The 23,371-nt window shown below is 73.1% G+C and carries 19 protein-coding genes; 10 read left to right on the top strand and 9 right to left on the bottom strand.

The genetic code is table 11. From position 1 onward, the window contains the following. The first annotated feature begins 8 nt into the window (after window positions 1-8). The 9 genes from ACFWTC_RS09680 (at window position 9) to ACFWTC_RS09640 (ending at window position 9,790) form a co-directional block, all read left to right on the top strand. Window positions 9-608: an acyltransferase gene (locus ACFWTC_RS09680; protein ID WP_383925356.1), complete on the top strand. Its 600-nt coding sequence runs from the start codon at window positions 9-11 to the stop codon at window positions 606-608. Between the two features lie 431 nt (window positions 609-1,039). Continuing rightward, complete coding sequence (locus ACFWTC_RS09675) at window positions 1,040-2,209, top strand: hypothetical protein (protein WP_383925354.1); 1,170 nt, start codon at window positions 1,040-1,042, stop codon at window positions 2,207-2,209. Next, window positions 2,206-2,976 (top strand): WecB/TagA/CpsF family glycosyltransferase, encoded by a 771-nt coding sequence (locus ACFWTC_RS09670; protein ID WP_384026560.1) that lies wholly within the window; start codon window positions 2,206-2,208, stop codon window positions 2,974-2,976. Before ACFWTC_RS09675 ends, ACFWTC_RS09670 begins: the two co-directional genes overlap by 4 nt. Beyond that, window positions 2,976-4,232 carry a nucleotide sugar dehydrogenase gene (locus tag ACFWTC_RS09665; RefSeq protein WP_383925348.1) on the top strand — a complete coding sequence of 419 codons (1,257 nt, stop codon included), beginning with the start codon at window positions 2,976-2,978 and terminating at the stop codon, window positions 4,230-4,232. Before ACFWTC_RS09670 ends, ACFWTC_RS09665 begins: the two co-directional genes overlap by 1 nt. 4 nt (window positions 4,233-4,236) lie before the next feature. Then, window positions 4,237-5,376, top strand: a complete 1,140-nt coding sequence (gene wecB / locus ACFWTC_RS09660) for a non-hydrolyzing UDP-N-acetylglucosamine 2-epimerase (protein WP_383925346.1) — start codon at window positions 4,237-4,239, stop codon at window positions 5,374-5,376. Between the two features lie 81 nt (window positions 5,377-5,457). Further along, window positions 5,458-6,198: a chain length determinant protein gene (locus tag ACFWTC_RS09655; protein ID WP_384026557.1), complete on the top strand. Its 741-nt coding sequence runs from the start codon at window positions 5,458-5,460 to the stop codon at window positions 6,196-6,198. Beyond that, window positions 6,195-7,823 (top strand): oligosaccharide flippase family protein, encoded by a 1,629-nt coding sequence (locus tag ACFWTC_RS09650; protein WP_384026554.1) that lies wholly within the window; start codon window positions 6,195-6,197, stop codon window positions 7,821-7,823. Before ACFWTC_RS09655 ends, ACFWTC_RS09650 begins: the two co-directional genes overlap by 4 nt. Before the next feature lie 6 nt (window positions 7,824-7,829). Further along, a complete protein-coding gene (locus ACFWTC_RS09645) occupies window positions 7,830-8,957 on the top strand; it encodes a hypothetical protein (RefSeq protein ID WP_384026551.1) in 1,128 nt (375 codons plus the stop codon). A 26-nt stretch (window positions 8,958-8,983) separates the two neighbouring features. Further along, complete coding sequence (locus tag ACFWTC_RS09640; protein WP_384026548.1) at window positions 8,984-9,790, top strand: glycosyltransferase family 2 protein; 807 nt, start codon at window positions 8,984-8,986, stop codon at window positions 9,788-9,790. Window positions 9,791-9,826: 36 nt separating this feature from the next. Here the strand turns inward: ACFWTC_RS09640 and ACFWTC_RS09635 are convergent, their stop codons facing one another. Beyond that, window positions 9,827-10,831 carry a glycosyltransferase gene (locus tag ACFWTC_RS09635; RefSeq protein ID WP_383925332.1) on the bottom strand — a complete coding sequence of 335 codons (1,005 nt, stop codon included), beginning with the start codon at window positions 10,829-10,831 and terminating at the stop codon, window positions 9,827-9,829. Beyond that, window positions 10,744-12,816: an O-antigen ligase family protein gene (locus tag ACFWTC_RS09630; protein WP_384026545.1), complete on the bottom strand. Its 2,073-nt coding sequence runs from the start codon at window positions 12,814-12,816 to the stop codon at window positions 10,744-10,746. The genes ACFWTC_RS09635 and ACFWTC_RS09630 overlap by 88 nt, the downstream gene beginning before the upstream one ends. A 65-nt stretch (window positions 12,817-12,881) precedes the next feature. Here ACFWTC_RS09630 and ACFWTC_RS09625 point away from each other — a divergent pair, with 65 nt between their 5' ends. Beyond that, window positions 12,882-13,586, top strand: a complete 705-nt coding sequence (locus tag ACFWTC_RS09625) for a hypothetical protein (RefSeq protein ID WP_384026542.1) — start codon at window positions 12,882-12,884, stop codon at window positions 13,584-13,586. 59 nt (window positions 13,587-13,645) lie between these two features. On the opposite strand, the gene ACFWTC_RS09620 is transcribed toward ACFWTC_RS09625, so the two are convergent. The 7 genes from ACFWTC_RS09620 to ACFWTC_RS09590 all read right to left on the bottom strand — a co-directional run bounded on the left by ACFWTC_RS09620 (window position 13,646) and on the right by ACFWTC_RS09590 (window position 23,364). Further along, the gene (locus tag ACFWTC_RS09620; RefSeq protein ID WP_383925324.1) at window positions 13,646-14,692 is read right to left on the bottom strand and encodes a glycosyltransferase; all 1,047 of its coding nucleotides are present in this window, start codon (window positions 14,690-14,692) and stop codon (window positions 13,646-13,648) included. Beyond that, a complete protein-coding gene (locus ACFWTC_RS09615) occupies window positions 14,689-17,988 on the bottom strand; it encodes a DUF4082 domain-containing protein (RefSeq protein WP_383925321.1) in 3,300 nt (1,099 codons plus the stop codon). The genes ACFWTC_RS09620 and ACFWTC_RS09615 overlap by 4 nt, the downstream gene beginning before the upstream one ends. A 26-nt stretch (window positions 17,989-18,014) precedes the next feature. Further along, window positions 18,015-19,130, bottom strand: a complete 1,116-nt coding sequence (locus ACFWTC_RS09610) for a DegT/DnrJ/EryC1/StrS family aminotransferase (protein ID WP_384026539.1) — start codon at window positions 19,128-19,130, stop codon at window positions 18,015-18,017. Continuing rightward, window positions 19,127-19,894: a NeuD/PglB/VioB family sugar acetyltransferase gene (locus ACFWTC_RS09605; protein ID WP_384026536.1), complete on the bottom strand. Its 768-nt coding sequence runs from the start codon at window positions 19,892-19,894 to the stop codon at window positions 19,127-19,129. The genes ACFWTC_RS09610 and ACFWTC_RS09605 overlap by 4 nt, the downstream gene beginning before the upstream one ends. Beyond that, window positions 19,891-21,096, bottom strand: coding sequence for a DegT/DnrJ/EryC1/StrS family aminotransferase (locus ACFWTC_RS09600; RefSeq protein WP_384026534.1), 1,206 nt, complete (start codon window positions 21,094-21,096; stop codon window positions 19,891-19,893). The genes ACFWTC_RS09605 and ACFWTC_RS09600 overlap by 4 nt, the downstream gene beginning before the upstream one ends. Then, window positions 21,093-22,100, bottom strand: a complete 1,008-nt coding sequence (locus tag ACFWTC_RS09595; RefSeq protein WP_384026531.1) for an NAD-dependent epimerase/dehydratase family protein — start codon at window positions 22,098-22,100, stop codon at window positions 21,093-21,095. Before ACFWTC_RS09595 ends, ACFWTC_RS09600 begins: the two co-directional genes overlap by 4 nt. Window positions 22,101-22,263: 163 nt before the next feature. Then, window positions 22,264-23,364, bottom strand: a complete 1,101-nt coding sequence (locus tag ACFWTC_RS09590; protein ID WP_384026528.1) for a Gfo/Idh/MocA family protein — start codon at window positions 23,362-23,364, stop codon at window positions 22,264-22,266. Window positions 23,365-23,371 lie beyond the last annotated feature (7 nt).

The raw sequence follows: 23,371 nt of genomic DNA, 5'->3' as shown, positions 1-23,371 counted from the left end.
ACCGCCCTGTGAGCGTCCGTATCCAGCCCTCCTCCCAGGTCGACGAGACGGCCGAACTCGGCGAGGGCACCACCGTCTGGGACCTGGCGCAGATACGGGAGGAGGCGCGGCTCGGGCGCGGGTGCATCGTGGGGCGCGGGGCGTACGTGGGGCCGGGCGTGCGGATCGGCGACCACGTGAAGCTCCAGAACTACGCGCTCGTGTACGAGCCCGCCGTGCTCGGCGACGGGGTCTTCATCGGCCCGGCGGCGGTGCTCACCAACGACTTCTACCCGCGCGCGGTCGAGCCCGACGGCCGCCTCAAGCGCGGCGACGACTGGGAGTCCGCCGGGGTCGTGGTGGCCGAAGGGGCCTCGCTCGGCGCCCGGTCGGTGTGCGTGGCCGGAGTGCGCGTCGGGCGCTGGGCGCTGGTCGCGGCCGGCGCGGTGGTGTCCCGGGACGTACCGGACTTCGCGCTCGTCGCGGGGGTGCCCGCCCGGCGGATCGGCTGGGTGGGGAGGGCCGGCGTCCGCCTCGTGGAAGACGCGGACGAGCCGGGCGTTTGGGCCTGTCCGCGCACCGGGGCGCTGCACGACGAGAAGGACGGCGAACTCGCCGAACGGGCCTGACGGAACGTCGGCAATTTGGGTCTTCGGCATTTCCTCAAAACCGCAATCAACGAACATCCTTGGGCATACCTTGTCCCTGTACACGGGATCTGAGCAGGCAACAGCCGCTGCTCGGTGGGGGGTTGTACACGACGAGGGCAGCGCGAACAGCGGGTGTGCAGGCGCGGATCTCCGCGCCTGCCGACGCCGCCGGTCGCGCCTGCCCCAGTCCGCGGGCATCGCTGGGGGGATCCAGACTGCAGCCGTCGGACGGCTCGTGCCATCGGTGGTACACCACCGCGGGCACGGGCGCCGTCACGCGCAATCCCCTCCGCGGAACGACGACCGCCAGGTCCGTCCGAGGAGCGATCAGAGGGGGTAGGTGTGTTGGAGCGCAACGGCTCGGACATACGGGGAGCGCGCAGTACACGGGGAGCCGGGGTGGGGAACCGGTGACCACCGCACGATTAGAAGCACTGGCCCGCGAAAACCTGCCGCTGCACGCGCTCGCCGAGCGGCTGCTCGCGCTGGCCGAGGCGGGGCTGCCGGAGATGTACCTGCCCGGAGCCGAGACCTTCGTGTTCACCCGGGCGGCCGCCGTCGCGCCCGACGGCACCCGCCGCCTGGAGCGGCGGGGGACCAGCACCCGGTACGCGGCCATCACCGCGCTGGGCGCCCGGTTCCTGCCCGAGGAACGGCAGCGCGCCCTGTTCGGCGGACGCAGTGCCGAGGAGTTCACGGGACTGCTGGTGGAGCGGCTCCCGGAGGTGGAGAACCTCGGCGACGCGGCGCTCATCGCCTGGGCGGCCGCCGAAACCGGCCACGCCAAGCTGTCCGACGCCCTCGCCCGGGTCGCCGCCCTGGACGTCCCCGGCCAGCCGCGCTACACGGTCGAGGCGGCCTGGGTGCTCTCCGCCCTCGCCGCCGCCCGCGACGCGCTGGACGTGGAGGACCGCCTCACGGCCGCACGGGACCGCCTGCTGGCGGCCCGGACCGGTGACAGCCCGCTGTTCCCGCACGCCACCGGGACCGGGCTGGTCCCCGGATACCGCTCCCACGTGGCCTGCTTCGCCGACCAGACCTATCCGCTCCAGGCGCTGGCCCGGCTGCACGCGAGCGGCGACGACCTGGAGGCCCTCGGGGCCGCCGACGCCTGCGCCACCCGGATCTGCGAACTGCAGGGGGACGGCGGACAGTGGTGGTGGCACTACGACGCCCGCACCGGCGGCGTGGTGGAGGGCTACCCCGTCTACAGCGTGCACCAGCACGCCATGGCGCCGACCGCCCTGTTCGACCTGGCCGAGGCGGGCGGCACCGACTTCGGCGCCGCGATCCGCCGCGGGCTGCGGTGGATGACGGACGTACCCGAGACCGCCGGGCCCGACGGCACCCCGCGGGAGCCGATGATCCGCGACAACCTCGGCGTCACCTGGCGCAAGGTCTACCGCGGCGATCCGCTGAAGGCCGTACGGGCCGCCCGCGGACTCACCACCCGCGTCGCCCCGCAGGCACGCCTCGGACCGCTCGACCGGATCTTCCGCCCCGACGCGGTGGACCGCGAGTGCCGCCCGTACGAGTTCGGCTGGCTCCTCTTCGCCTGGCTCGGAGGGCCACAGAGATGAACTCACGACACTCCCTCTTCGGGGTGACGCTCGACGCCCTGACGATGGACGAGACCGTGCAGCGCTGCCTGGACGCGGTGCGGCGCGGCGAACAGATCGAGATCGGCATGGTCAACGCAGCCAAGCTGGTCAACATGCGGCGCGACCCGCGCCTCGCCGCGGCGGTCGGCGGCTGCGACCTCGTCCTGGCCGACGGCCAGGCGGTGGTCTGGGCCGGCCGCGTCCTCGGCGTCCGGCTGCCGGAACGGGTCGCGGGCATCGACCTGTTCATGCGCCTGCTCACCGCGGCCGAGGCGGCGGACATCCCCGTCTACCTGCTCGGCGCCCGGCGGGACGTCCTGGAGATGATGCTCCGGCAGATCTCCGACCGCTTCCCGAACCTGCGCGTGGCGGGCAGCCGGAACGGCTACTTCGAGGACTCCGACCAGGAGGAGATCGCCGACGCGATCGCCGACAGCGGCGCCCACCTGCTGTTCCTCGGCATGACCTCGCCGAAGAAGGAGATCTTCACCGCCGCCCACGGCAAGCGCACCGGCGCCCACGTGGTGCACGGCGTCGGCGGGTCCTTCGACATCCTCGCCGGCATCACCAAGCGGGCTCCGCTGGTCTGGCAGCGGATGGGGCTCGAATGGTTCTACCGCACCCTCCAGGAACCGCGCCGCCTCGGCAAGCGCTACCTCACCACCAACGCTGCCTTCCTCCTCATGACGGTCCGCGAGCTCATCCACCGCACACCGTCTGCCCCTTCCGCGAACAGGAGTCACTGATGCGCGTCGTCGTCGTGGGACAGGGATACGTCGGACTGCCGCTGGCCATCCGGGCCGCCGAAGTCGGACACCAGGTGATCGGCTACGACGTGGACGCGCGGCGGGTCAAGAGCCTCGCCGCCGGCGAGTCGTACGTGGAGGACGTCTCCTCCGAACGGCTGAGCCGCGCGCTGGAGCGCGGCAGCTACCGGGCGAGCGAACTCGCCCGGGACTGCGGCGGCTTCGACGTCGCCGTCGTCACCGTCCCCACCCCGTTACAGGAAGGCGCACCCGACCTGCGCTACATCGAGGAGTCGGCCCGCACCCTGGCCCGCTTCCTGCGTCCCGGCGCCACCGTCGTACTGGAGTCCACCACCTACCCCGGCACCACCGAGGAGCTGTTCGCGCCGATCCTGGAGGACGGCTCCGGGCTCACCGCCGGGGTCGACTTCCACCTCGGCTACAGCCCCGAGCGCATCGACCCCGGAAACACCGTATGGGGCTTCCAGCAGACGCCGAAGGTCGTCTCCGGCGTCGACGCCGCCTCGCTGAAGGCCGTCGAGGCCTTCTACGCCGACCTCGTCGACACCACCGTGCCGGTGCGCTCGCCCAAGGAGGCCGAGCTAGCCAAACTGCTGGAGAACACCTTCCGGCACGTGAACATCGCCCTGGTCAACGAGATCGCGATGTTCGCCCGCCACCTCGACATCGACGTGTGGCAGGCCATCGAAGCGGCCTCCAGCAAGCCCTTCGGCTTCATGAAGTTCACCCCCGGCCCGGGGGTCGGCGGTCACTGCCTGCCCATCGACCCCTCGTACCTGTCCTGGCGGGTACAGCGCGAACTCGGCCAGAGCTTCCGCTTCGTCGAGCTCGCCAACGACATCAACAGCCACATGCCCGAGTACGTGACCCGCCGCGTCATCGACGCCCTCAACGCCAAACGCCGCTCCGTCAACGGCTCCCGGATCCTGCTGCTCGGGCTGGCGTACAAGAAGAACACCGGCGACGCGCGGGAGTCGCCGGCCGTGCGCATCTCCCAACTGCTCCTCGACATGGGCGCCAAGGTCCGCGCGGCCGACCCGCACGTGGTGGAGAGCATCAAGGTCGACGCGCGCCTCGTCCGGGTCGAGCCGACCCGCAAGGAGCTCGCCGCCGCCGACGTCGTGGTCCTGCTCACCGACCACGACTCCTTCGACTACCAGATGGTCACCGAGCACGCCTCGTTCGTCCTCGACTGCCGCAACCGGGTCTCCGGTCCGACCGTGGAGGTGCTCTGAAACCGTGACGAGGATCGTCTGCGTCGCCGGAGCGCGCCCCAACTACATGAAGATCAAACCGGTGATGGACGCACTGGAGCGCCGCGGCGCCGAGGTGGTCCTCGTCCACACCGGCCAGCACTACGACGAGTCCATGAACGGCGTCTTCTTCCGCGACCTGGGCATCCGCGCCCCCGACCGGTACCTGGGCGCCGGGTCCGGCAGCCACGCCCAGCAGACCGGGCGGGTCATGGCCGCCTTCGAGCCGCTGCTCGACGAGCTGGCACCGGACGCGGTCGTGGTCGTCGGTGACATCAACTCCACCCTGGCCTGCGCCCTGGTGACCGCGAAGGCCGGCCCGCTGCTCGCCCACGTCGAGGCCGGACTGCGCAGCCGCGACTGGAGCATGCCGGAGGAGGTCAACCGGGTCGCCACCGACCGGGTCAGCGACTACCTGCTGGCCCCCTCGCCCGACGCGGCCGCGAACCTGCGGGCGGAGGGGTACCGCGAGGACCAGATCCACGTCGTGGGCAACGTCATGATCGACACCCTCCTCGCCAACCTCGACCGGGCCAGGGAGTCCGACGTCCTGGACCGGTACGGGCTGACCCGGGGCGGGTACGGCCTGGTCACCCTGCACCGGCCGGCCAACGTCGACGACCCCGGGGCCCTCCGCGGCCTGCTGAAGGCCCTCGGCGAGATCGCCGGCCGCTGCCCGCTGCTGCTGCCCGTGCACCCGCGGGCCGCCGAGCGGCTGGCCGAACTCGGCGTGCCCGGCGGCATCCGGCTCGTACCGCCCGCCGGGTACCTCGACTTCATCGCCCTGCAGGACTCGGCCCGCCTGGTCCTCACCGACTCCGGCGGCATCCAGGAGGAGACCACCGCCCTGGGCGTGCCCTGCGTGACCCTGCGGGAGAACACCGAGCGCCCCATCACCGTCACGGAGGGGACCAACGTACTCGCGGGCACGGACCCGGAACGCATCACCGACACCGTGAACCGGGTACTGGACGACCCGCCCGCACCCCGCTGCCCCGAGCTCTGGGACGGCCGCGCGAGCGACCGCATCGCGCGGGTCCTGCTGGACGGGCCGCCCGCGCACACCCGGCTCCGGCCCACCGACCTCGTCCCGCCACCGGCGGGCCCGGGGACACACCGACCGTAACCACGGCGACAGCCGTGTCACCACCGCGATGAAGAGCGGCCGCGCGTCGGGGACGACGACGGGGCCGCGAGGGGGAAGACCATGGATCTCGCGGAGATCTGGCGGGTCATGCGCAGGCGCTGGTACGTCCTGCTGCCCGGACTGCTGCTCTCGGCGGCGCTGACCGCCGGCGTGTACCTGCTGGTCCCGGTGGAGTACGTGTCACAGAGCACGGTGACCCTGCTCAACTCGAAGAAGGCCACGGTGGCCTTCGACGGCAACCCCTTCCTCAGCACCCAGGCGTCGCTCACCGGCATGGCCGACGGCCTGGCCCGCAACCTCAACTCCGACGACGCCGCCGCCGACCTCAAGGCGCTCGGCGTCACCGGACTGCACGAGGCGGAGATCGCCGACAACGCCCAGGGGCCGTTCCTGTGGCTGAGCGTCACCGGAACCGACCCGGCCGCCGTCCTGAAGTCGGACGAGCTGTTCACCGCCTACGCGGAGAAGCGGCTGCAGGAGTTCCAGACCCAGCAGTCGGTGACCCCGGAGGCCATGATCCGCATGACCACGATCGTGCCGCCGCAGAAGGCGGAGCCGCAGACCAAGACCCGGCTCCAGTACCTGGTCATGGCTGGGGTGCTGGGCTTCGTACTGAGCCTGGTGGCCACCTTCTTCGTCGAGGCCCGGCGGCGCAGGACGACCGGGCCCGGCCGGCACCGCCCCTCCGCGCCCGAGGGGGCCGGACTTGAAGGTGCCGGCATCGCACCGGCCAGGGAGGCCGGACCCGTACCGTCGGGAGCCGCCGCACCCGTGACGGCCGATGCCGCCGGGTCGCCGTGACCGGCCCGGGCACCGGAACCGGAACCGGAACCGGAACGGGCACGGAGACCACCGCCCCGGCGGCGCCCCCACTCGGCCGGAAGGTCGGCACGGCCGCACGGTGGAGCCTGGTCAACACCGTCGTCATGCGCCTCGGCAACTTCGTCACCGGCATCATCCTCGCCCGGTTCTTCCTCGGGCCCGAGGCGTGGGGCGTCTACGGGATCGCCCAGACCGTCCTGCTGGTCCTGCTCTCCGCGAACGAGCTCGGCGTGTCCCTCGCCATCGTGCGCTGGGAGGGCGACCCGCGCCGCTTCGCCCCCACCGTCCTGACCCTCAGCGCCGTCTCCAGCTGTCTGCTGTACGCCGCCCTGTTCGCGGCGGCGCCCGCCGTGGCCCGGGTCCTCGGCTCGCCGGAAGCCTCCGGCGTGCTGCGCGTGATGTGCGTGTGCGTCGTCCTCGACGGGCTCTCCCAGATCCCCGCGGGCTTCCTCACCCGGGAGTTCGCGCAGGGCCGGCGGATGGCCGTCGACGGGCTCAACTTCGTCCTCAGCACCGCCGTGACCCTGCTGCTCGCCGTGCAGGGCTGGGGCGCCATGAGCTTCGCCTGGGGTTCCGTCGTCGGCAACGCGGCCGCGCTCGCCGGTTGCTGCCTGGCGGCGCCGGGCACCCTGAAGTTCGGCTGGGACCGGGAACAGGCGCGCGCACTGCTCCGGTTCGGGCTCCCGCTCGCCGGGGCCAGCATGCTCGCCCTCGCCGTCGTCAACGTCGACACCATGGTGGTGGGCTCCACCCTGGACCAACTCGCCCTGGGCTTCTACGTGCTGGCGTTCAACATCTCCGGCTGGCCCGTACGGATCATCTCCGAGGCGGCCCGCCGGGTCTCCTTCGCGGGATTCTCCCGACTGGCCGACGCCCCGGGGGCGCTGGCGGCCGGATTCGGCCGGGCCCTCGGCGTCGTGATGACGGGCACCGTCCCGCTCTGCGTGCTGCTCGCCGCCCTCGCCGCCCCGATCGTCGAACTCGTCTACGGCGCGCGCTGGTTGCCCGCCGCCGCGGCGCTGCCCTGGCTGATGGCGCTCGGCCTGGTCCGCATCGTCTGCGAACTCGCGTACGACTGCCTGGTGGCCATCGGGCGCCGCCGCTCGCTCATCGCCGTCCAAGGGCTGTGGCTCCTGCTCCTGATCCCCGCGCTGGTGGTCGGAGCCGGCTCCGCCGGGATCGTGGGGGTGGCCCAGGGCCACGTCCTGGTGGCCGGCGCCGTCGTGGTCCCCGTGTTCCTGATCGCCCTGCACCGCGGCGGCATCGGCCTGGGCACCGTCGCGCGGGCCTGCGCCTGGCCCTTCCTCGGCGGCGCGGTGATGGCCGCGGTGGTCCTCGGCCTGGAGCGCCTCCTCGGCGACGGGGTCCTCGCGCTCCTCGCGACCGGGGCCGCCGGAACCCTCTGCTACGTCCTGTGCGTCCTGCCCAGCCGCGCGTTCCTGCGCGGCCGGGGCTCGGCGGCGGGCACGGCGGAGCCCGGCACGACGGGCGCCGACACCGCCGGCCCGGACTCCGCCGGCCCGGACTCCGCCGGCCCGGACTCCGCCGGGTCCGACACCACCCGGCCCGGTACCGCCGCGTCCGCCGCCCCGGTCCGCGGGTAGCCGGCCGTGGCCGTGAGACACCGCCGGAAGGTCCTGGGGTCGTGGCTGCTCGCCGCGGTTCTGTTGGCCGCCGCCCTGGCCCTGTTCCGCGCCGACCGCACCGGGTCGGGCGAGCCCGCGGCCGTGCCCTGCCCGGACAGCGCCCTGGAGTGCCCGGGGACGACCGGTACGCCCGGGCCGCCCACCGCCGGCTCCACCGCCGGGGCGTCCGCGAGCCCCTCCGCGTCCGGCACGGCGAGCCCGACGGCCACGCCGGGCGCCCCCTCCACGACGTCCTCGAAGGGGGCGGGGGAGCCACCTCCCGCGACCGCCGCCTGCTCCTCGCCCGGGGCCTGCGGATTCCCCGACGCCCGGACCACCGGCCCCCGCATCCCCCTGGAGCGGCACGACACGGGGAACATGTCCGTCAAGACCGACGGCACGGTCATCCGGGGCTGGGACATCCGCGGTTCGCTCGACGTCTACGCGAACGACGTCACCGTCATCGACAGCCGGATCACCTCCACCAACTGGTGGGGGATCAACCTGCGCCCCGGCTTCAGCGGACTGAAGGTCCTGCACACCACCATCACCGCGCTGCCGGGCAAGGGCCCCGACAACGGAGGAGTGAACTACGCGGTGTCGAACATGGGCGTCAGCTCCGTCGAGGTCGGCTGGTGCGACATCTCCGTGTTCGGCAACGCCCTGTCCATGGGGCAGGGCGACCTGCACGACAACTACGTCCACGACATCGTCGCGTTCCGCAACCTGGGCGGCGAGTGGCAGCACACCGACGCCGTGATCAGCGGCGGCGGCAACAAGGGCCGGCTGACCGTCCGCCACAACACCCTGCTGAACCCCGTCCCCGTCGACCGGGGCGCCACCGCGGCCGTCGGCCTGTTCGCCGACACCGGGGTCGTCTCCTCCGTCGTCGTCGACCGCAACTGGCTGGCCGGGGGCGCGTACGCCCTCTACGGCGGCGGCCCCGGCGCGACCGGCATCCAGGTCACGGACAACGTGTTCTCCACCCAGTACCACCCGGCCGCAGGCGCCTACGGGGCGGTGACCGCCTGGAACGCGGACGGCGCCGGGAACGTGTGGCGGGGCAACCGCATGTCCGACGGCAGACCCGTCGTGCCCGCACCCGCGCCCTGACCCCGCACCCGAACCGAGAGGACACGATGCGCCGCATCGCCCGCGCCCCCTGGGACCTGCTCAAGCGGGCCTTCGGCTGGCTGGTGCTCTTCGAGGCCAGGAACAAAGTCCTGCTGGCCCCCTCCGCCCTGCGGCTGCGCCGCTTCGAGGACGCCGAGACCACCCGGCTCGCCGCCTCCCTGGGCCGGCCCCCGACCGCCCTGGTCGCCACCGTGATCGCCACGCACCGGCGCCCCGAGGCACTGCGCGCGGCCGTCCGCTCGGCGCTCGCCCAGACGGTGGCCGACCAGGTGGTCGTCGTCGTGGACGACGGCGCCGGACTGGCCGGACTCCCCGACGACCCAAGGCTGTTCGCGGTCTCCCTGGCCCGTAACACGGCGACCGCCGGAGTCGTGCGCAACGTGGGGATCCGGCTGACCCGGTCGCGGTACGTGGCCTTCCTGGACGACGACAACCTGTGGGAGCCCGACCACCTGGAACAGGCCCTCGCGGTGCTGGAGTCGGCCGGCGGGCCCGACGCCGTCTACACCGCGCTGCGCAGGGTGCTGCCCGACGGCTCCGAACGGGACGTCCTGTCCGTGCCGTTCGACCGCCGCCGGGCCGCCCACGAGGCCTTCCTCGACACCAACGCCTTCGTGGCGCGCCGCAACCGGTCCCTGTACTTCAGCCGGCTGAAGCGCACCCCCGAAGTGCTGCCCCGCGAGGACTGGGAGCTGGTCCGCCGCTACAGCCGCCGGTACGAGGTGCGCCACCTGCCCCGCCCCACCGTGCGCTACCTCGTCAACCCGGAGAGCTTCTACACCGCCTGGGACGGTGCGCGGCCCTCCGGGTGACGCCGGCCCGGCCCGGCCGGGGGCCGGCCCCGCCCGTCAGGGGCCGGGTGTGGCGCGCAGCGCGGACCGGCCGGCCAGCGCCCGGGCGGCCGCCAGGCTCGCGGGCCGGCCGAGCAGCGCCCGCGAGGCCTCCCGCAGCAGCACGGCCGCGCGGAACGCGGCCGTCGCCGCGGCCCCGTGCCTGCGCCCGTACAGCCGTACGCGGTTCAGGGTCAGCAGGGTCCACAGGCGCGGGGAGACCTGCGAGTCCCCGCCGAGGTGGGTCGCGGAGGCGGCGGGCTCCAGCCGGGTGACGAAGCCGAGGTCGCGGGCCCGCAGGCAGTAGTCGGTCTCCTCCGAGTAGAGGAAGAAGGACTCGTCCCAGGCCCCGCACGCCTCCAGGCAGCCGGGGGAGAGCGCCATCAGCGCGCCCGTCGCCCAGTCCGCGACCGTCGCCCGCCCGTACGCGGCCGGGTCGGTGACCAGTTCGCTCCAGAGCGGGAAGCGCCCGGCCCGGCGGTTGCCCAGCACGGCCTCGCCGAGCGCCCGGGTCACGCGCGACTCGCGCCGCAGCGAGTACACGGGCGTGCGGCCGCCCTCCTCGTAAAGCAGCGGGACGCTGATCCCGACGCGGACGCCGCCGTCGAGCGGGGCGTCGAGGGCGTCCACGAGCAGTTCGGCGCAGCCCGGCCGCATCCGGATGTCGGGATTGCAGACCAGGGCGGCCCCGAAACCGCCCTCCCACGCGGCGGCGGCTCCGAGGGCGGCGTTCACCCCGGCCGCGTAGCCGGCGTTGCGGCCGGTCTGGACGATCGTCGTGTCGGGCGCGAGGGAGCGGACCAGGTCCACGGTGCCGTCGGCCGAGTCGTTGTCGGCGACGACGAGGCGCCAGTCCAGGCCGGCCATGCCCTCCGGGAGGGAGGCGAGGAACTCCGGCAGCACCTTGGCGCTGTTCCAGGTGACGACGAGGACGGCTACGGGGCCGCCGCGACCCGGGACGGGGCCGTGGGCTCCGGAGCGCGGGGACCCGGGACGGGGGGAGCCGGGGTGGCGGGAGGACATGGGGACTCCACGGTTCGGGGCTTCGGCGTCGCGCGCCGGATGAAGCCGAGGTAGCTGCCTCCGGCGGCGGTCGTCAGGAAGAACATCCCGGCGAACATCGGGAAGCTGAGGGCGTCGAAGGTGGCGGCGCTGACCAGGGAGACGAGGGTCGAGGCGAAGAACGCCTGCCCGAGCTCGCGGTCCGACTCGCTGTCGGCCAGCCGGCGGATGGCGCCGCCCTGGTGGATGCCGGTGAAGAAGAGCGCCAGGAGCGCGACCAGCCCCAGGAATCCCATCTCGGCCAGCGTCAGCATGTACTGGTTGTCGGTGAAGAAGTAGAGCTCGGGCAGGAAGGTGCCGAAGCCCTGCCCGAACAGCGGGCGCTGGTCGAGGTACGGGACGATCGCGCTGTACTTGACGGTGCGGGCCTGGGTGCTGCTGTCGGAGTTCGACAGGAAGGACCCGAACAGCGTGGTGATGGTGCCGATCAGTCCGGGGACGACGACCTTGAAGCACGCCACCGAACCGAGGAGCAGGCCGACCGCCGCCCACCGCCGCTCCGGCTTCCAGCGCACCACCATCACCAGGACCACGATGAGCGCTCCGATGATCGAGGTCCGCGACACCGTCAGCGGCAGGGCGCCGCCCATCAGGACCACCGGCCCCCAGCGGCGCCAGCCGCTCAGGTGGCGGCGTACCGGGTCGAAGGCCTGCTGCACGGCGAACGGCAGCAGGAGGGCGAGCATCCCGCCGAACTCCAGGGGCTGAGCCGTCGTGGAGCGCGGCCGGGTGAACGAACCGCGGTCCAGGGTGGTGATCTGGGCGACGCTCGACTGGAGTCCGGGGATGCTGATGCGGTCGGCGATGTTCGTGGCGGTGAAGAAGTCGTAGTAGCCGATGGCGGCCACCACCGCCCCCATCACCACGGCCCGGCGCAGCAGGACGTCCAGCCGTTCCCGGGACTGGATGCCGGCGGAGACCAGCACCACCAGCGACACCCAGACCAGCAGTCCGATCAGTCCGCGGTCCGCCGCGAGGACCTCCTTGTGCGAGCTGCCCCGGGAGGCGTTCGCCAGGTACGAGGCCAGCACCGCGACCGTCAGCAGGCACATCACCACCCGGGGCAGCCGGGTGCCCGGCGCCGGCCTGATCCGCCCGGTGATCCAGGTCGCCAGGTACCAGAACAGGCACAGGAGCGCGAACACGTTGGCCGGGGTCCCCACGCCGCCCATGCCCGGCAGGGTCAGGTTCGAGGGAATGAAGAAGGCCAGCGCCAGGTAGCCGCTGAGCAGTGCGGTCGCGTCCAGCGGCCGGCCCCGCGGCCGTCTGCGCGGGCGCCGTGCCGGTGTCGCGTCCCGGGCGGTCCCGCGGGCGTCCGGGGCCGCCGCGCGCCTGCGGCGGCGGGCGGTCAGCAGGCTCTCCGCGACGAAGGACAGTGCGAACCCGGCGGTGGTGCCCAGGATGACCACGCCCAGCACCTGCTGGTAGCGGCTCTTGAGCTGCGGCACCGGGGTCTGCGGCAGGACCACGGGGGCGGTCTGCACGAAGTACGCGGGCTGGACCTTCGCGGCGGCCTGCAACGCGTTGAGCTGCTCCCCGGCGAAGGCGGTGAGCGTGCTCGTCTCCTCCAGCACCTTCGACCGGTCGAACCCGGTGACGGTGAGCGTCAGCATCGGCCCCGAGGTGTTCGCCGCGAACCCGACCGTGTAGGGGTCCGTCACGCCCAGGCCCTGGAGGTCGCGCGCCGCGTCCGTCCCCGACAGCGTTCTGATGAGCACGTCCGCCGTCACGACCAGCGAACCGCCGGCGTTCGAGATGGGATTGCCGAAGGCGGGGGCCAGTTCGGCCACCGCCGTGGAGTCCAGCAGCGCCACGGAACTCTGCGACTGGTAGGCCACCGGCACCGACCGGTACAGGTGCAGGCCCGCGAGGAGGCTCAGGACGGTCAGGGGCACCATCACGTACCAGCGTCGGCGCAGGACCGCGCCTATCTCACCGATGGTCATGAACGCCCCTGCGATATAAGGGATTTGATGGCGATGTGAGCACTGAACTGCGAGGATCGACCGCGATGGAAGGAATCCCCTTGTCGCCTGGTGAGTTGGTCCGCGCGCTGCGTCGGCGCTGGTACGTCCTGGTCGTGGCGATGGCGCTCGCCGCCTTCGGGGCCCAGCAGGTGCTGCGCCCCTCCCCGACGTACCTGAGTTCGGCGATCGTCGTCCTCAAGCCACCGGTGACCGGGAGCCAGCCGAATCAGCTCGCCAACCTCCAGCCCCCGCTCGCCGCCGTCTCCTACGCGGCGGTGCAGCAGCTGGACTCGGCCGCGGGCCGCGCCGAGTTGAGGACGGCCGGGGTCGACGGCGCGTACCGGCTGATCCCGCGCAACAGCGGTACCAGCGTCACCCCGCGCTACCTGATCCCCTCGTTGCAGGTCCAGGCGGAGCAGGCCGATCCGATGGCGGCCGACGAGACCGTGCGCGCGATCATCGAGGTGTACACGAAGCACCTGACGGACATGCAGACGCAGCAGGGCATACCGGAGCCGGCGCGGATGAGCGTCACGGTCCTCGTGCCGCCCACGGCCGTCGCCCAGGCCGGAACCAAGAGCCGCGGACTCGCCGGAACGGCGCTGCTCGCCGCGGTCGCCGGCGTGGCGGCGGCCCTGTGGACCGATCAGGTCCTGACGCGCCGCAGCCGGCGCCGGCGCCGCAGCGCCGACGCCGGTCCGGACCGACCGGCCGAGGACCGGGTCCCGGCCGCCGCGGCGTCCCGCTGAGGCAGCGGGACGCCGGGCGGCCCGGACGGAGCAGGTGGAGCGGTGGTGCTGGCGGTTCATCAGATCCCTCGGCGCTTCCAGGACTTCCACCACAGCCACTCGCGCCCCCGGTCGGCGACGGCCGAGAGCACCAGCGGCTGGAGGTACGGCATGAGGCGTGCCCCGACGCGCCGGCGCAGGCGCAGCGCCCGGTACTCGGCGAGCGAGGTGTAGCCCGGCAGGCACTCGGCGGCGAACGCCTCCAGCTCCTCGACCGGCACCACCCCGGTGCGGCCCCGGTCGTACGCCCGGTAGGCGCGGCGCAGCGCGTACCGGGCGAGCCGGGTGCGCGCCGCGAGCGAGAGCCGGCCGGCCTCCGGGAGCAGCCCCGCGCACTTGACGAGCACCGAGTCGAAGGCGACGAGGCGCTGGCGCAGGTCGTCGAGCTGGCCGCCGAAGTCCGTGGTGGACATGTTGTCGCCGTGGACGCGGTAGAACGCCTGGTCGGCGCCCCGGACGTAGCCCACGTCGGCGTGGGCCGCGAGCCGCATCCACATCTCGATGTCCCCGGCGTGCGGGAGGTCCGGATCGTAGCCGCCGACCTTGCGCTGGAGGCTGGTGCGGACGACCACCTCGGGTGAGGTGATGCAGCCGGTGCCCTCCCGGAAGCGCCGCTCCAGCCACCACCGGCCGGGGTAGACCACCGAACCGGTGCTCCGGGTGCGGGCCGCCGGCAGCGGGCCGCCGTGCCGGAACCGCAGCGGCCTGCCGTAGCAGAAGCCGGCCTCCGGATGCGCGTCGAGCACGGCCGCGGCCCGGACCAGGGCCCCCGGGACCAGTCGGTCGTCCGCCGAGAGCAGGGCCACGTAGTCCCCGTCGGCCCACTCCAGCAGCCCCTCGTTGTACGTCGCGATGTGGCCCCGGTTCTGCTCGTGGACCCGTACCTCGATCCGCGGGTCCGCGGCCGCCAGGGCGCGGGCGACGTCCGCGGAGTCGTCGGGGGAGGCGTCGTCGATGATCAGCACCCGGACGTCGACGCCCTCCTGTTCGTCCAGGACGCTCTTGACGCAGTCGGCCAGGAAGTGGCCGTACTTGTAGCAGGGGATCACCACGCTGACGGTGCTCACCGGCCGGACACCTCCGTCGAGCCGTCCGACCGGACGCCGGCCGGCGGCGTGGTCGTGAACACCGGGCCGACCCAGTAGTTCACCGAGCCGAAGGTGTTCGTCGGGAAGGCGGTGGCCGCCCCGTACTTGTAGAGGCCGTTGGCGCCGCCGCTCCCGTCGGCCGGTGCCACCAGCGGGTAGGAGCGGTGCGCGGCGCCGAAGTAGCCGCCGTCCACCGAGTACCTGCCGTTCGGGGCGTGGTAGGAGGCCACGTACGTGGTGCCCGCGGTGATCGGGACCGGTGTGGTGAAGTGGAGCTGCTGCCAGCCCGACAGGGTCTCGCTGCCGAACGTGCCGGTGGCGAGGAGCGTGCCGGTGGCGGACCACAGGCTGCCGGTGTGGACGCCGGTGTTGCCGGGGCCCTTGTAGAAGGTGACGCCGGTGACGTAGCCGCTCACCGCGGACTGGAAGCGGGTCCCCAGCTCCACCGAGTTGGTGTCGTCGCCCACATTGGCCGTGCTCGGCTGGGCGGCGGGCCCCCACAGGGTGCACGGGCAGGTCACCGCGGGCGGACTCGCACTGGTGGTGAAGTTCCACGTCAGCGGCGCCGCCATGGAGTTGCCCCACAGGTCGGAGGCCTGGACGGACGCCGTGTAGGTGGAGTTCAGGCCCAGTTCGCCGGACGGGGTGAAGGTCGCGCTGTTCGCGGCGCTGAGCACCTTGGTGCCCGGGACGGTGGCGCCGCCCGCGTCCTTCAGGGTGAACACCAGCGTGTCAGCGTCGATGCCCTCGCTGAAGGTGGCCTTGACGGCCGACGTGATCGGGGTGCCGGTCGCCGAGGACTGCGGCGTGGTCGAGGTCACCGTCGGCGGGGTGGTGCTCGCGGTGGCCGTGTCCAGGACCGCGTCCACCCAGTAGTTGCTGCCGGCCGATGCCGTGGAGGGGAACCCGCCCGTGCCGCTGTAGCGATAGACGCCGTTGCCGCCGTCCGTACCGGAGCGCAGCGCGGTCAGCGGGGCCAGCCCCGCGTCGCCGGCCGCGAAGGTGGTGTCGAAGGAGTAGCCGCCGTTGGGAGCGAAGTAGGAGGCGATGTACGTGGTGTTGGCCTTGACCGGGACCGGCGAGGAGAAGTTCAGCTGCTGCCAGCCGGACGCCGTCTCGTTGGTGAAGGTGCCGGTGGCCAGGCGCTGGCCGGTGCGGCTCCACAGGCTGCCGGTGTGGGTGCCGGTGTTGGCGGGGGACTTGTAGAAGCGGACCCCGGTGATCGAGCCGGGCGCCGACGAGCGGATCTTCACCCCGAGCTCGACCGCGCTGCCGTCACCGGCGTTGACCGTGCCGGGTACGGCCGCGGCCGGCCAGACGGTGCACGGGCACTGCTGGGGGCCCACGGTCAGCGGCACGGTGGTCGTGGTGCCCGTGTTGACGCTGTCGTCCACCGCGCGCACCTTGATCTGCGCGGGTCCGGGGACGGTCGGGGTCCACTTGTAGCTCCAGGACGCGATGCCCGTGGTGGCCTTCCAGGTGGTCCCGCCGTCGGTGGAGACCTCCACCCGGGCCACCACGCCGCCGCCGCTGTCACCGGCGGTGCCGGTGACGGTCACGGGACGCAGCGCCGGCACGGTGGCGTTCGCCGCCGGGCTCGTCACCGTGATGACCGGGCCCGTGGTGTCCGTGGAGGCGGTCGCGGCGACCAGGTCGCCCTGCAGCGACTTGGGCTGGACGCCCATGTCGGCGAACACGTTCACCGTGGCCTGCTGCATGCGCTTGTCGGCGGTGACCACCGCGTCGTCCGGATTGCCGGTCGGCATGTTCGTCAGGCCCCAGGACCACTGCACCGTGCCCGACCCGAACACCAGCGCGCGGGAGGTCGGGTCGCGGAAGGCGACCAGGCTGTGCGTCGCGGTGCCGTTGCCGTACGTGTTGCCGTAGTCCAGGAGGAGCTTGCCGTCGTTGATGTCCACCGTGGTGGACGACATCTGGATCTGGCCCGGCGGCCGGTGCCCGTCCTCCACGTCGCTGTCCCACTCGTAGCCGAGCGTGCCGGCCGGGAACGTGGCCGTCTGGGTGGGGGTGAGGTCCGCGACGGTCGTGCCCCGCCACAGCCGCATCTTCGCGAAGGCGCCCGGCACGGTGATCGCGTCACTGCGGTAGCCGTTCACGCTGAACAGCGAGCCCGTCAGCTGGTTCTGCGGCTGGAACGGCCGCCCGTCGGTCGCGCTGGCCGGGTCCATGAACGTACCCGTCCAGATTCCGCTCGGGTCGGGGATGCCGTTCGGCTGCGGGAAGGACAGCTTGGTCTCCTTGTAGCAGACAAGCGTCCGGTTGGCGGTGTCGGCACCGTCGATGCTCGGCGCCAGGCGCGTCTTCCAGAAGACCTCGTTGCCGGCGAAGTACGTCTGGTGCTGTCCGGCACGGCGCGCGTTCAGCGCGTTCGTGAACTGGTCCTGCGTCCAGTACTCGTCGTGCCCCGAGGACATGAACACCTTGTGGTTGCCCAGCTGCGCGGCCCCACGGGTCGACATGTCGATGCCGGACATGTAGCTGACGTCGTAGCCGTTGCGCTCCAGCCAGGCGATCATCTGGAACTCGGACCCGTAGATCCCGTTCTCCCCGCCGATGTCCATCGGCCGGTTGTAGCTGACCTCGTACGCCCGGCCGTCAGGGGCGGGCCCGCCGCCGTCGTACAGGTCCTGGCCGCCGTAGTTGTTGTACGCCTGCCAGGTCTGGTCGGCGGTCTGCACCAGGATGTCGGAGTGGCTGGCGTCGTTGCGGACCACGAACGGATAGGGCATCACGCCGTTGCCGTCCGCCTGGTCGAAGTTGGCCACGTACAGGCCGGACACGGCGTCGGCCGGCACGCTCCACGTCGCGGTCACCGGCCAGTTGCCGCAGTCGACCAGGCCCGTGGACGGCTTGGTGGTGCAGCTGCCCGGGTTCGCGCCCGGCGCGAAGTTCGCCGGATACGTCTGGGCCGCCTGCGCCGCGGTCGACAGCATCCGCGCCCCGTCGCCCCCGTAGTGGCCCAGCCGGTAGACCGAGACCTTGTACGCGGTCGGCGACTGGACCTTGAACTGGACTGTTTCGCCCGCCTGAACGCTCATCTGGGCGCTGAAGCCCTTGATGTCGCCGTAGGCGCTGGGCGCGAACCAGTCGGACATCGGGGTGCCCGGTTTGGAGTTCTCGCACACGATCGCGTTCGAGCCGGGACCGCAGGGGTCGGCAGCGCCGGCCACCGCGGACGGAGGTAAGACCGTGGCCATCAGGGTCGCGACCACGGTGAAGAGACCGTACCGGAGCAGCCTTGTCCGTCTGTTCATCTGTACCTCTGTACCTTTTGGTTGCGTCAGCGCAGGGCGTTGGTGAGCGCGTCCACGACCCGCTGCTGTTGAGCGGCGGTGATCTGCGGGAAGAGCGGCAGGGAGAGCATCCGGTCCGCGGCCCGCTCGGCGTGCGGGAAGTCGCCCCGGACGTGGCCGAGGTGCCGGAAGGCCGGGGTGAGGTGGACGGGTGCCGGATAGTGCACGCCGGCGCCGATCCCCTCCGCGTTGAGCTTGCCGACGACGGCGTCGCGGTCCGCGCCGTCGACCCGTACGACGTACAGGTGCCACACGTGGACGTTGCCGCCCGCGGTGACCGGCAGGGTCACGCGCCCGGTGGCCGCCAGGCCGCCCAGCAGCGCGTCGTACCGGGCGGCGGCGGCCCGGCGGGCCGCGTTGCCGTCGGCGAGCCGGGCCAGCTTCGCCCGCAGGACCACGGCCTGCAGTCCGTCGAGCCGGCTGTTGAAACCGGCCACGTCGTGCCGGTACTTGGCGACCCCGCCGTGGTTGGCGAACGCCCGTACCAGGTCCGCCGCCTCCTCGTCGTCGGTCACCACCGCGCCGGCGTCGCCGTACGCGCCGAGGTTCTTGCCCGGGTAGAAGCTCGTCGCCGCGATGGTGCCGCTGCCCGCGGAGCGGCCGTCGCGGGTCGCGCCCTGGCTCTGCGCGGCGTCCTCGACGAGCCTGACGTGCGCCGGCAGCCCCGCGGCGAGCGCCGCGGTGTCGGCGCACTGCCCGTACAGGTGCACCGGGACCACGGCGCGCGTGGCCGGCCCGACCGCGTCGAGCGCGGCCGCGGGATCCAGCAGCAGGGTGTCGGGCAGGCAGTCGGCCGGCACCGGCCGCGCGCCGATGCGGGCGACGGCGCCCGCCGTGGCGATGAAGGTGTTCGCGGGCAGCACCACCTCGTCGCCGACACCCACCCCGGCGGCGCGCAGCGCCAGTTCGAGGGCGTCGGTGCCGTTGGCGACGCCCACGCAGTGCCCGACCCCGGCGAACGCGGCGTACTCGCGCTCGAACGCGCGGACCTCCTCACCGCCGATGAAGGCGGTGCCGGCCAGCACGCGGTCGAAGCCGGCGCGCACCTCCGCGGCGACCTCGGCGTGGGCCGCCTTCAGGTCGACGAGCGGTATCTGGTTCATGTGACTGGACTCCCCATCCGTGTCTCCGGCCGCCGGCCGGTCTCCTCCCCGCCGGCCCGCAGCTCGTCGAGCGCCGGACCCCCCGCCCCGCGCAGCCGGCGGGCGGGGCTGCCGGCCCACACCTCGCCGGGCGGCACGTCGGCCAGGACCGTACTTCCCATCCCGGTCAGCGACCACGCGCCGACCGTCGTGTACTCGCGGACCAGCGCGCCCGCGCCCACGTACGCCCCGCGCCCCACCCGCACCCCGCCGCCGAGGCGGACCCCCGAGGCCAGCGTGGCGAAGTCCCCGACCGCGTCGTCGTGGGTGAGGACCACCTGCGGCATCACCGCCACGTGCGACCCGACCCGTACGCGGGCGGTCAGCACGCTGTGCGCGAGCAGCACCGAGCCCGCCCCGAGCACCGAGGACCGGGACACCACCGCCGTGGGGTGGACCACCGTCGCGTACCGGTTCACGGTCAGCCCCAGCCGCCGCACCAGGCGCGCCCGCACGGCGTAGTCGCGCGGACTGCCGACGCAGACCACCACCCGGGCCGAACGCAGCTCGTGCACCCGGTCGCAGCCGCCGAGCACCGGCACCCCGTCCACCTCCGCGCCGTCCAGCGCGGGGTCGTCGTCGAGGTGCCCCAGGAGCCGCCAGCGCGGGGCGGATCCGTACGCCAGGTCGGCGTCGGCCACGTCCCGTACGGCCTGCGCGGTCTCCCGCGCGAACCCGCCCGCGCCGACGATCAGCAGGTCCTCGGTGACCCGGGGCCCGTTCACCCGCCCGCCTGTTCGCGGAGCACCGCCACCACCCGGTCCTGCTGGACCTCCGTCATCGTGTGGAACAGCGGCAGGATCAGCGAGCCGAGGCTGATCCGCTCGGTCACCGGCAGCGGCGCCGCGCCCTGCCCGGAGTACGCCGGCTCCAGGTGCGAGGCCATGATCCCGCGCCGGGCGGAGATCCCGGCCTCGGACAGCGCGGCCAGCAGCGCGTCCCGGCCGACCGGGAAGTCCTGTGCCAGCAGCACCCAGTACGACTGGAAGTTGCCCTCCCCGTGCGCCGGGTCCCGGACCGGACGCAGGCCCGGTACGTCGCGCAGCAGCTCCGCGTACCGGGCGGCCAGCTCCCGCCGCCGGGCCACGATCGCGTCGAGCCTGCCCAGCTGGACCAGGCCGACCGCGGCCTGGATGTCGGTCATCCGGTAGTTGTAGCCGACCTCCAGGTAGCTCTCGGCGATCGGCTTGCTGCTCGCGTGCCGCTGCGCGGCGGACACGTTCATGCCGTGCTCGCGCAGCCGGCGCAGCCGCTCCGCCCACCGGGCGTCGTCCGTGGTCACCATGCCGCCCTCGCCGGTGGTGATCACCTTGCGGGGGTGGAAGGACCAGGCCGCGAGCAGGGCGCCGTGGCCGACGGACTTGCCGCCGACGGTCGCGCCGATGCCACAGGCGGCGTCCTCCACCAGCGGGACCCCCCAGTCGGCGCACGCCGCGCGCAGCGCGTGCACGTCGGCGGGCACACCGCCCTGGTGGACGGCGAGCACCGCCCGGGTCCGGGGGGTGCGGACCGCGTCGACGGTGGCGGGCGTCAGGTTGCCGGTGGCCTCCTCGACGTCCGCGAAGACCGGCTCGGCCCCCACGTAGCGGACGGCGTTGGCGGTGGCGATGAACGACAGCGAGGGCACGACCACCTCGTCGCCCGGACCGAGGTCCAGGGCGATCAGCGCCAGATGCAGGGCGCTGGTGCACGAACTCACCGCGATGCCGTGCTCGGCGCCCACCCGCTCGGCGAAGGCCCGCTCGAAGGCTGCGACCCTGGGCCCCTGGGCGACCCAGCCGGAGAGCACCGCGTCAGCGGCGGCCTTCGCCTCCTCCTCGCCCAGCCACGGCACCATGACGGGGATCCGGTCCGGGGCGGCCGTGTCCGGGGTGGCGTCCGGGGCGGCCGTGTCCGGGGTGGCGGGGGCCGTGTCCGGGGCGCTCATCGGCCCGACCCGGCGGCGGAGGTGCCCGCGGCCGCGTCGGCGGCGCGCTCGGCCCGCCACCAGTCCACCAGGTCGCGCAGCCCGCCGCGCAGGTCGATCTCCGCCGTGAAGCCGAGGCGCTCCGTGGCGCGCGAGGTGTCGGCGAGCCGGCGGGTGACGCCGTTCACCGCGCGCGCGGGCCCGTGCTCCGGCACCAGGCCGTCCGCGCCCATCGCCTCCAGCAGGCCGAGCGCGAGGTCGAGGAGGCTGGTCTCGGTCCCGCTCGCGACGTTGAACACCTCGTCGGTCAGGTCCGACTCCGCGGCCAGCAGGTTGGCCCGGGCGATGTCCCGGACGTGCACGAAGTCCATGGTCTGGGTACCGTCGCCGAGGATCAGCGGCGGCTCGCCGGCGGCGATCCGCTCCATCCAGCGGATGAGCACCTCGGTGTACAGCCCGTGGATGTCCATCCGGGGGCCGTACACGTTGAAGTAGCGCAGCGCGACGTAGTCCAGCCCGTACATCGAGTGGAAGCTGCGCAGCACCCCCTCGTTGAAGGCCTTCGCCGCGCCGTAGAAGGTGTCGTTGTCGTACGGGTGGTGGCGCTCGGTGGTCGGGAAGGTCTCGGCCAGGCCGTACACCGAGGCGGAGGACGAGGCGATCACCTTGCCCACGCCGGCCGCGGCCGCCGCCTCCAGCACGTTGAACGTGCCGTCGACCATGACCTCGTTCGCCAGCCGCGGCTCTTCCGCGCACTGGGTGATCCGGATCGCGGCGAGGTGGAACACCAGGTCGGCGCCCTCCGTCGCCTTGCGCACCGCGGCCACGTCGCGGATGTCGCCCTCGACGACGTCCACCACGCCGCTCGGCAGGGCGCGGGCCAGGTTGGCGGTCCGCCCCCGCACGAAGTTGTCGAGCACCACGATCTCGCGTGCCCCGTTGTCCACCAGGAGGTCCACCAGGTGCGAGCCGATGGTGCCCGCCCCGCCGGTGACCAGAATCCTCTTGCCTCGTACGCTGCTCAACGCCCTGCCCCTACTGAGTCGGTCGTGGTGTTCCCTGTGGTGCCCGGCCGGGCCGTGTCCGGGCCGGCCGGCGCCGCGGCCATGGCGACGGCCGGTGTTGCTTCCGGTGCTGTGTCGGGCGCGATGGCCGGTGTTGCGCCCGGTGTGAAGGCCGTACGAACGGTCAGCGCCCGGTGCGCAGTCCGACGACCGCGCCGCGGAACTCCAGGCTCCGGGAGGCTGCTTCCAGGATGTCCAGCATCTGCAGTCCCGCCCGGCCGTCGGTCAGCGCCGGGCGCCCGTTGCGGATCGCGGCGGCGAACTCCTCGACCATGCTGCGCAGGGCCTCCTTCTCGCCGAGTGCGGGCGCCACCATGTCGCCGGACCGGTAGGACACGAGCATGTCGCGGCGCTCGTCCGCGCCGATCTCCTGCGGGGCGGTCAGATCCACGCCCCGGTCGAACACGGCCACGCGCTGGGTGGGGTTGAGGTCGTCCCACACCAGGGTGCGCTTGGATCCGCCGACCATGGTGGTGCGCACCTTCGTCGGGGACAGCCAGTTGACGTGCACGTGGGCGATGGCCCCGTTGTTGAGCTGGAGCGTCAGATAGGCCACGCAGGACTGCCCGGCCCCGATGGGATCGGCTCCGTGCGCGGCGACGGCGACCGGCCGGACGTGGTCCGGGAGGATGAAGTCGAGGACCGAGAGGTCGTGGGGGGCCAGGTCCCACAGGACGTCGACGTCCTTCTGGACCAGCCCCAGGTTGATCCGGACCGAGTCGAAGAACTGGATGTCGCCGAGTTCGCCGGAGCGGACCATCTCGCGGATCCGCCCCACCGCGGGGGTGTAGCAGTACGTGTGGTCGCACATCAGGGTGAGGCCGCGTTCCTCGGCCTCGTTCACCAGCCGCAGCCCGTCCTCGTACGTGGCGGCGAGGGGCTTCTCCACGAGGACGTGCTTGCCGGCGCGCAGGGCGGCCAGTGCCACGTCCAGGTGGGTGCCGGCCGGGGTGGCCACGGCGACGGCGTCGACGGCCGGGTCGGCGAGGACCGCCGCGTAGTCCGAGGTCGCCTGCACGGTGGAGTACCCGCCGAGCACCTTCCGGGCCCGGTCCTCGTCCAGGTCGCAGAGCCAGCGGAGCCGGAACTCCGGACTCGACTGGAAGTTGCGGACGAGGTTGGGTCCCCAGTACCCGGCGCCGACCACGGCGACGCCTAACGGCCCGGCGGGCTCCCGTCCGGCGGCGCCGGCGTCCCGTCCCGCGTCCTTGGCGGAGTCCTTCACAGCGTTC

The sequence above is a fragment of the Streptomyces sp. NPDC058619 genome (assembly GCF_042717785.1).
Taxonomy (GTDB): domain Bacteria; phylum Actinomycetota; class Actinomycetes; order Streptomycetales; family Streptomycetaceae; genus Streptomyces.
This window is presented reverse-complemented; position numbering and strand designations above follow the sequence as displayed.

Coding starts and splice junctions, on each gene's coding strand:
- ACFWTC_RS09630 (WP_384026545.1), bottom strand. CDS start 12,816: ATGACCATCGGTGAGATAGGCGCGGTCCTGCGCCGACGCTGGTACGTG.
- ACFWTC_RS09635 (WP_383925332.1), bottom strand. CDS start 10,831: ATGTCCTCCCGCCACCCCGGCTCCCCCCGTCCCGGGTCCCCGCGCTCC.
- ACFWTC_RS09640 (WP_384026548.1), top strand. CDS start 8,984: ATGCGCCGCATCGCCCGCGCCCCCTGGGACCTGCTCAAGCGGGCCTTC.
- ACFWTC_RS09615 (WP_383925321.1), bottom strand. CDS start 17,988: ATGAACAGACGGACAAGGCTGCTCCGGTACGGTCTCTTCACCGTGGTC.
- ACFWTC_RS09670 (WP_384026560.1), top strand. CDS start 2,206: ATGAACTCACGACACTCCCTCTTCGGGGTGACGCTCGACGCCCTGACG.
- ACFWTC_RS09610 (WP_384026539.1), bottom strand. CDS start 19,130: ATGAACCAGATACCGCTCGTCGACCTGAAGGCGGCCCACGCCGAGGTC.
- ACFWTC_RS09665 (WP_383925348.1), top strand. CDS start 2,976: ATGCGCGTCGTCGTCGTGGGACAGGGATACGTCGGACTGCCGCTGGCC.
- ACFWTC_RS09600 (WP_384026534.1), bottom strand. CDS start 21,096: ATGAGCGCCCCGGACACGGCCCCCGCCACCCCGGACACGGCCGCCCCG.
- ACFWTC_RS09625 (WP_384026542.1), top strand. CDS start 12,882: ATGGAAGGAATCCCCTTGTCGCCTGGTGAGTTGGTCCGCGCGCTGCGT.
- ACFWTC_RS09655 (WP_384026557.1), top strand. CDS start 5,458: ATGGATCTCGCGGAGATCTGGCGGGTCATGCGCAGGCGCTGGTACGTC.